Origin of the sequence: Archangium sp. (assembly GCF_036388035.1) — a bacterium.
Classification (GTDB): Bacteria; Myxococcota; Myxococcia; order Myxococcales; family Myxococcaceae; genus Archangium.
On sequence record NZ_DASVSO010001050.1, the window covers coordinates 1 to 7,876 of the forward strand.

7 protein-coding genes and 1 pseudogene are annotated in these 7,876 nt (G+C 69.2%); 1 reads left to right on the forward strand and 7 read right to left on the reverse strand.

Features of this window, described 5'->3' with window-relative positions; all coding sequences use genetic code 11:
- The 7 genes from VF697_RS43270 to VF697_RS43300 form a co-directional block, all read right to left on the reverse strand.
- Positions 1 to 1,249, reverse strand: a 1,249-nt coding sequence (locus tag VF697_RS43270) for an FAD-binding oxidoreductase (protein WP_331104627.1), incomplete at its 3' end; no start/stop codon positions are given.
- Positions 1,246 to 1,806, reverse strand: coding sequence for a hypothetical protein (locus tag VF697_RS43275; protein WP_331104630.1), 561 nt, complete (start codon positions 1,804 to 1,806; stop codon positions 1,246 to 1,248). The genes VF697_RS43270 and VF697_RS43275, both read right to left, overlap by 4 nt.
- Positions 1,803 to 2,849 (reverse strand): zinc-binding dehydrogenase, encoded by a 1,047-nt coding sequence (locus VF697_RS43280; RefSeq protein ID WP_331104632.1) that lies wholly within the window; start codon positions 2,847 to 2,849, stop codon positions 1,803 to 1,805. The genes VF697_RS43275 and VF697_RS43280 overlap by 4 nt, the downstream gene beginning before the upstream one ends.
- Positions 2,850 to 2,902: 53 nt before the next feature.
- Positions 2,903 to 3,610: an SDR family NAD(P)-dependent oxidoreductase gene (locus VF697_RS43285; RefSeq protein WP_331104634.1), complete on the reverse strand. Its 708-nt coding sequence runs from the start codon at positions 3,608 to 3,610 to the stop codon at positions 2,903 to 2,905.
- Positions 3,607 to 4,722, reverse strand: a complete 1,116-nt coding sequence (locus tag VF697_RS43290; RefSeq protein WP_331104636.1) for a hypothetical protein — start codon at positions 4,720 to 4,722, stop codon at positions 3,607 to 3,609. The genes VF697_RS43285 and VF697_RS43290 overlap by 4 nt, the downstream gene beginning before the upstream one ends.
- A complete protein-coding gene (locus tag VF697_RS43295; protein ID WP_331104638.1) occupies positions 4,707 to 6,020 on the reverse strand; it encodes an aspartate aminotransferase family protein in 1,314 nt (437 codons plus the stop codon). Before VF697_RS43295 ends, VF697_RS43290 begins: the two co-directional genes overlap by 16 nt.
- The gene (locus VF697_RS43300; RefSeq protein ID WP_331104640.1) at positions 6,017 to 6,781 is read right to left on the reverse strand and encodes an SDR family NAD(P)-dependent oxidoreductase; all 765 of its coding nucleotides are present in this window, start codon (positions 6,779 to 6,781) and stop codon (positions 6,017 to 6,019) included. Before VF697_RS43300 ends, VF697_RS43295 begins: the two co-directional genes overlap by 4 nt.
- A 719-nt stretch (positions 6,782 to 7,500) precedes the next feature.
- Between VF697_RS43300 and VF697_RS43305 the strand changes: the two are divergent.
- Positions 7,501 to 7,876: pseudogene (locus VF697_RS43305) on the forward strand (peptidase M35); the annotation flags it as partial.

Consider the following 7,876-nt stretch of genomic DNA (forward strand, 5'->3'; position numbering starts at 1 on the left):
CTCCGTGCTCGCCGGTGATGGTCCCTCCCAGGTCGAGCACCACGCGCAGGATGTCGTCGAACGCCCCCTTCGCCCGCGCCACCGCCTCCGGGTCGTCCCGGTCGAAGACGAGGGTGGGGTGCATGTTCCCATCGCCGGCATGCCCGAACGTGCCGATGAGCACGCCGCGCTGCTCGGCGATGCGCTCGACGGCCGCGAGCAGCTCCGCGATGCGCGAGAGCGGCACGCCCACGTCGTCGAGCAGGGTCGCGCCCTGCCGCTCCAGCGCGGGGAAGGCGAGCCGCCGCGCGACGATCAACAGCTCGCCCTCGGCCTCGTCGGCGGAGTGTGCGACGAAGGTCGCTCCAGCGGCTTCGCAGGCGGCCACCATCCGTGTGCACTCCGCCACGCCCTGCTCACCCCCGGCATCGGAGCGGGCCAGCAGGAGCGCCGCGGACTCGACGTCCAGGCCCAGGGGCTTGAAGGCCTCGACGGCGCGCACCGTCGTGCGGTCCATCAGCTCCAGGAGCGAGGGCCGCGTGGTGGCCATGATCTCCGTGACCGCCGCACCGGCCCCGACGAGCGTCGGGAACGAGGCCACCAGCGTCGTCGCCGGGGGCGGACGGGGTCGCAGCTTCAGGGTGACTTCGGTGACGATGCCGAGCGTGCCCTCGGAGCCGACGAACAGCCGGGTGAGGTCATAGCCGGCGACGTTCTTGACCATCCGGCCACCGGTGCGGACGACGGAGCCATCCGCGAGCACGGCCTCGAGCCCGAGCACGGCATCCCCGGTCACTCCGTACTTCACACAGCACAGGCCGCCGGCGTTGGTCGCGACGTTGCCGCCGATGGTCGAGAACTCCCAACTCGCGGGGTCTGGCGCGTACCAGAGGCCGTGCTCGGCCGCCGTCGCCTTGACGGTGGCGTTGATGACGCCCGGCTGGACGACGACGTACATGCCGCGCTGGTCGAGCTCCAGCACGCGGTTCATCCGCGCGAGCGAGAGCACAATGCAGCCGTCCACGGCGTTCGCGCCGCCCGACAACCCCGACCCCGCTCCCCGGGCGACCACTGGCACGCGGTGGGCCGCCGCGACGCGGAGCACGGCCTGTACCTCGGCCGTCGAGGCTGGACGGACGAGGACTCGCGGGGTGCCAGCCAAGGCCCACCCGGCCTGATCGCGGCGGTGCGCCTCGAGCACGTCGGGATCGGTGACGAGGGCCTCGGGCGGCAGCACGGCCGCGAGCTCGTGCAGCAGGTTCAGGCTCATCGGACCCTCACGCTACCAAAGTGCTCGGAACGGGCGCGCCAGATGCGTTGGAACAGGAGCTCCGCTCCGAAGAGGAACCCCAGCGCTTCGAGGGCGTGGAAGACGCGCACGGGCCAGACGCCCGGGAGCACGGCCTTCATCGGTCCCCACGACTCGTGGACCAGGTTGATGTTGAGCGCGGGAGGCGTGGCCACGATGCTCACCGCCAACATGACGAGCACCGTGAGCCACGCCGCCAGCCACGTGCGGGACGGCAGGCCCGTACCGCGCAGCGCGATTCCTCCCGCCACCAGCGGGAGGAGATGGACGAGCCAGGACGTCGGTGAGGGCCGCTCTCCAAAAGCCACGTCGAGCAGGAAGCCCGGCATGCCCATGGCGAGGTGGATGAGGAAGCCCGTCGCCACCAGCCACCGGGCGGAGGCCAGCAGCCCCACCGCGAGGAGGGTGGTGGCGACGTGGCAGAGCCACAGCATCTCGGGCAGGCGCGCCTGCCCCTTGGTGACGGCGTGGAGCACCAGCGCCGCCAGCAGGGCGAGACCGAGCCCCCGCTGCCTCATCGCCAGGGATCCACCAGGATCTTCGCGTGCCGATCCGGGTTGCCCAGCTCGTCGAAGGCCTGCTTCACCCCCTCCAGTCCCACGCGAGCGGTGATGAGCGGTGCCACATCCAGCTCCCCCTCGGCCACGTGGCGAAGGGTGCGTGCGAACTCGTCGGGCGTGTAGGCCAGGGAGAACTGGATCCGCAGCTCCTTGTAGAGGGCCAGCATCGGATCGACCTGGTCCATTCCCATGCACACGCCCACCACGACGATGCGCGCGGCCGGCGGTGCCCCCTGGAACACCTGCTGGACGATGCCCGGCATGCCCACGCACTCGAAGATCACCGCGGGCTTGAGGCTGCCCGGACTCCCTCCCGCGGCGTGCTTCTCCCAGAGCTTGTACGGCGAGTGCTCGGCGGGATCGATGACGACATCCGCTCCCAGCTTCTCCGCCAGGGCTCGGCGGGTGCGCGAGTAATCCGCGGCGACGATGGGATGCACCCCCTTGAGCTTGAGGGCCGCGATGACCGCCAGCCCCACCGGGCCACAGCCGATGACGAGCGGCACCTCTCCGCCCTGGAACTCCGCCTTCTCCACCGCGTGGATGCCCACGGCCATGGGCTCGACCAGGGCCGCGTGCTCGGTGGGCAGCCCGTTCGGCACCTCGAGCAGGAGCGTCTCGTCCAGCAGCATCTTCTGCGCGAAGCCTCCCGGCAGCGCGTTCGAGTAGCCGATGGAGCGCACTCCCTGCGGGCTGATCGTCAGCGGCATGCACGTCACCCGCGTCCCGGGCCGCAGCCGGCGCGGGGTCTCGGGACCGTAGTCGAGCACCTCCGCGCAGAACTCGTGGCCCAGCACCAGGTCACGCGAGGTGTCGATGATGTCCGGGGCTCCCGCGCGCTGCATCGCCTCGATGAAGCGTTGCGGGTGTTTGACGGTGTGAAGGTCCGACCCGCAGATGCCGCAGGCCAGGGATTTGACGAGCACCTGCCCCTTGCCAGGGACCGGATCGGGCAGGGTGTCGACGACGAGGTCTCCCCCGCGAAAGATGGTGGCGCGCATGTGTTCCTAAAGGTGTTGCTTCGGAACCCTCGGAGGGACTCCCGCCAATTCCATCACAGCCCGCCGTTGACCGGCAGCACGGCCCCCGTCATGTACGTGTTGTGGAGGGCCAGCCAGAGAATGGCGCGGGCCACCTCGGGCGCCTTGCCCCGACGGCCGTAGGCACTGAAGCGCCGGTAGTCCTCTCCCAACCGCGAGTCGACGCTCCGCGACATGCCCTCCTCGAGCAGCCCCGGCGTGACGAGGTTCACGCGAATCCCCTTGGGCCCCAGCTCCTTCGCGAGCGAGCGGACGAGGGCACAGAGCGCTCCCTGGGTAGCGGCGAAGTGGGCCGGGGCGGGCATCGGTCGGCTTCCATCGAAGGACGCGGTGAGCACGATGTCTCCCCCCCCGCGCGCCGCCATGGGCCCCGCGAGCGCCTGGATGGCCAGGAACGCCGAGCGGACATTGATGGCGTGCAAGTCCTCCCAGTCCGCCTCCGAGATGTCGGCGAGCGCCCGCTCCTGGCCCACGCCCAGGCAGTGCACCAAGACGTCGGGTGAGCGGCCCTCGGCCTCCAGCGAGGCGCAGAGCCGGCGGATGGCGCCCGACTCACGCACGTCCAGCGCATGCCCCCGCTGCTTCAATTCGGTTTCCAATTGCCGGGCCCGCTCGGCGGCGGTGTGCCAGGTGAACTCCGCCGGCACGTCCGCCTCGGCCAGGCCGCGCAGCACCTCGCTCCCGAGATAGCCCGTTCCTCCGAATACCAGCGCCCGTCTCATGCTGCCTCCTCGAGGCCCAGTTCGTACCGCAGGGAAGGCTGTTGCCGCACCCGCCAGATTCGCTGGTCGAGGTAGTAGTGGTGGAAGAAGAGGCCCCAATAGAAGACGAGGAAGAGCTGCCCGGACGTGCTCGCCTCGGGGAAGATCGAGCCCACGGGGGACGCGCCCCGCGCCGAGTTGAGCAGCAGGTAGAGTCCCGACACCGCCACCATGAGGCCGTAGGCCGCCACCGGGGCGCGGCCCAGCATCGCGGCGAAGGAGCGCTCCTCGTACCGGGTGAACCGGCGGCGGTTCGCGGCCACCACGATGCCCAGGTATTGGAGCCCATGCATCACGCCCCCCACCATGGCCGCCGCCATGAACATGTGCTCGGGCGTCTGGGGCCCCTGCACGAGTGGCTCGAAGGGGCCGACCACGAAGAAGGGGATGACCGCCGAGCCGCACGCCGCGCACAGGAGGAAGAGGGCGGGACGCGCGCCTCGGCCCTGGCGAATGCGCACGGCGGCGAAGACGAGCCAGGCCAGGGACAACAATGTCAGGGCCACGCCGCCCCCGACCAGGGCGAGCCTCCCCAGCGCCGGCAGCTCCGCGGGCAGTCCCAGGATGCGGCGGTTCTCCGGGTGGCCCAGGAGGAACAGCCCGAAGGAGGCCCACAGCGACACATAGAGGAAGCCCGTGTCGAGCCGCCGCTCCCGGGGCGAGGCCTTCGCGAAGCTCTCATAGAGGGAGAGCAGGCCGTAGTTCTGCCGGACCGCGTGGTGGAAGGACCACAGGGTGGCGAAGCCCAGGAAGAGGTCGAAGGCGGCGCGCTCGCCCGTGAGCCGCAGTACGCCCCACGCCACGAGCCCAGGTACGAAGAGCAGCAGGCTTCCCACCAGGAGTCGGGCCTGCTCCTTGCGCTCGCGCGTGTCCAGGTACGTGCGGCCGAACGTCGCCAGCAGGTGCGGCCCATCGAGCAGCAGCAGCCAGGCGGCCCACAGCGGCAGGAGGAGCACGGGCCAGGCGAGCGTGGCGAGCCCCAGGGCGCCGGCGATCAGGCTGCTGCCGAAGAAGAAGAAGCCATCGAAGCGACGGCCTCCGATCCACCCGGTCTCCCTCACCGAAGCTGGCATAGGTACTCCACCGCGTCCCGACACGCGTGTACGAAGGCCGCGAGCCGCTCGCTCCCCGTGTCCAACGGGGGCTGTAACCGCAGCACGCTCCACTCGTGGCCGCACACGTTCACCAGGAAGCCCGCCTTGTAGAGCCGGTGACAGGCGAGCAGTCCCACCGCCGAGCGCTCGCTGTACTCGGGCATGCCCAGGTACTCGAAGGTGAGCCACGGGTGGTCGGCGGCACGCAACGCCACTCCGGCGAGCAGGCCCTCGCCGCGGATCTCCTCCACCAGTGGCAGGCCCCCGAGCGCCTCGCGCAGCGCGCGGTGCAGCTCCGCGCCCCGCTCGCGCACCCGTTGGAGCACGTCCTCGGTGAGCAGGTCGAGGAAGGCGAGCGCGGCGACACACGCCATCGCGTTCCCACTGAAGGTGGAGGCGTGGGACTCGGCGGTGGGGTGGGTGCCGTAGGCGCGGTCGAAAATCTCCGCGCGGGTAAGCATGGCCGACACGGGCATCAGTCCGCCCCCGAGCGACTTGCCGAGCACCACCACGTCCGGCCTCCGGGGCCAGGCATCGCTCGCGAGGAAGCGGCCCGTGCGCCCCAGGCCCGTCTGGATCTCATCCGCCACCAGGAGCACCCCGCGCCGCCGGGTCTCCTCGCAGAGCACCCGCAGGTACTCGGGTGGAAGGGCGCGGACGCCTCCTTCCATCTGGATGGGCTCGACGACGAGGGCCGCCACGTCTGGCAAGGCGAGGGCGGCCTCCAGGGCGGCGACGTCTCCGAAGGGCAGGCGGTCCACGGCCGGCAGGTGCGGGCCGAAGGCGTCCCGGTACGTCCCCGGGTGCATCATCGACACGCCGCCCATGGTGTAGCCGTGGTAGCCCCGCTCCAGACAGAGGATGCGCGGCCGGCCGGTCGACGCGCGCGCGAGCTTGAGCGCCGCTTCCACGGCCTCGCTGCCTCCGCTGACGAAGAAGGCCCGATCGAAGGCTCCGCCCGTGCGCTCACAGAGCCGGGCCGCCAGCATTCCGGCATACGGGCTGATGACGGACGTGAAGTACGAGGGCGACCCCCCCGCGAGGAACTCCTGCAGGGCCCGGCCGATCTCCGGGTTGCGGTGGCCGAAGGCCTGGGTCCCCCAGCCCGACAGGAAGTCGTCCACCTCGCGGCCATCGGCGTCCACGAGCCGGCCTTCGCGGACGGCCACCACCCGGTAGGGCTCCCCGGTGATCTCCGCCCGGGTGACGCTGAGGGGGTTCACATGGCGGCGGAACAGCTCGTAGCCCTCGAGGAGGGAAGGGCGCGCGGAGCTCATAGGCCTCCGTCGAGCGCGATCTTCGCGCCCGTCATGAAGGTGTTCCGCGGAGACACCAGCCAGGTGGTGAAGGCGGCGACCTCGTCCAGGGTGCCCACCCGCCCGAGCGACGCCTGGCCCTTGTATTCGGCGATCCGGTGCTGCGGCAGCCGGCTGGCGAGCCCCGCGTTCAGCAGGCCCGGCGCCAGGTAGTTCACCGCGATGCCGTACTTGCCGACCTCGGCGGCGAGGGACTCGGAGAAGCCCTTCAGGGCGGCCTTGGAGGCGGCATAGTGGACGGGGCTGCTCACCACCCGGTCGGTGGAGAACGAGCCGATGTTGAGGATGTGCCCGCCGCGCGCGCGGAGCATCGGCTTGAGGGCGGCGCGGCTGAAGAGGAACGCGCCCTTCACGTTCACGGACATGACGGCATCCCAGTCCGGCTCGTCCATCAGGGCGATGGGCAGCACCTGGGTGATGCCCGCGTTGTTGACGAGCACGTCCAGGCCGCCCCAGGCCGCGACGACGGCCTCCACCGTGGCCGCGGCGTGCTTCCCATCCGCGACCGAGCCCTGGAACACCATCGGCTCGCAGCCCTCCGCTTGGAGCAGGCGCCGTGTCTCCTCGGCGTCCTCGGTGCGCTTGGAGTAGGTGAAGGCGACCTTCGCGCCGGCTCGGGCGAAGGCCAGGCAGAACGCCCGGCCGAGGTTGCGTGAGCCGCCGGTGACGAGGCAGCGCCGTCCTTCGAGCAGGCGGGCAGGAGAGGGGACAGGAGAGGTCACGGAGCGCTCGGATCGGAAGTGCCGGGCCCGGACCATAGACGACCCCTCAGTCCCTCGGCTCCAGGAGTAGGACGGATATCGTGCCTACATTTGACTACAAAACCCGTCGTTACAGTGACAGCATACTGATATGTCTTGCAATGACTCTCATTCGATGTGTGCAATTTATTTATTTTGATAAGGATTGCGAGTCGAATTTGTATTTGAATGATTTTGTGTCTGTATTTTCTTTATTGCTCTTGCGGTGTGTTTTTGTTGATGTTTGTCTTTGCGCTGGCCGCGCTTGTTGTTTGTTGATGTATTGATTGTCTTTGCTGGTGTTCTGCGCAATGTTTTGTGTGTATTTTTATCGCAATAAATGACAATCAATATGTTTTTATGTCTGTGTTTGGATGTCTCTACACGAGGAGCTGTGCCCCTGGGCGCGGGGTGTCCTCGAGGAGAACAGTTCGTGTCCTGGTTTCGGACGATCTTGCGCGTGCTCCAAAGTCCTTGGTTTTACTGAGGAAAGCCCATGCTCCCGTGATGTTCCTTTACATTCCGGCGCCAGGGAGGTGGAGCTTCGATGTTCCCCGGAGCGGGTGGAGGCGCTCGTAACCCCGCATTTCCTCGAAAGCCAGCAACTGGCCCGAGCCTTGCTAATGGTCCATCCGCGCCCGGACGACATCGCCCGGGAGCAACCCGTCCCGCCGGTCCCCCCAGCAAAGGAAGTCCGCGACATGAGCAAGAACCTCCGTGGCAATTTCAAGTGGTTGGCTGGCCTCGCCAGCGTGTCCCTCCTGGGCGCGTGCGGTGCGCCGGGCGACGTGGGCTCGACCGGCGCTGAGCTCTCCACCGAGGCTCAGGAGCTGCGTGAGAAGGGGGAGGTGGCGGTGAGCCTGTCCTCCAAGGCCTCCGTCATCGGCGCCACCGAGCGCGCGGTCGTGACGGTCACCCTCACCAACACCTCGCGTCACCCGGTGAGCCTGCTCAAGTGGTACGCGCCCTCCGAGGAGCTGGAGGAGGCGCTCTTCACGGTGTCGCGCGGCGGTCAGCCCGTGGCCTTCGAGGGCCCCCACTACAAGCGTCCCACGGCGCGCTCGGACGACTTCCTCA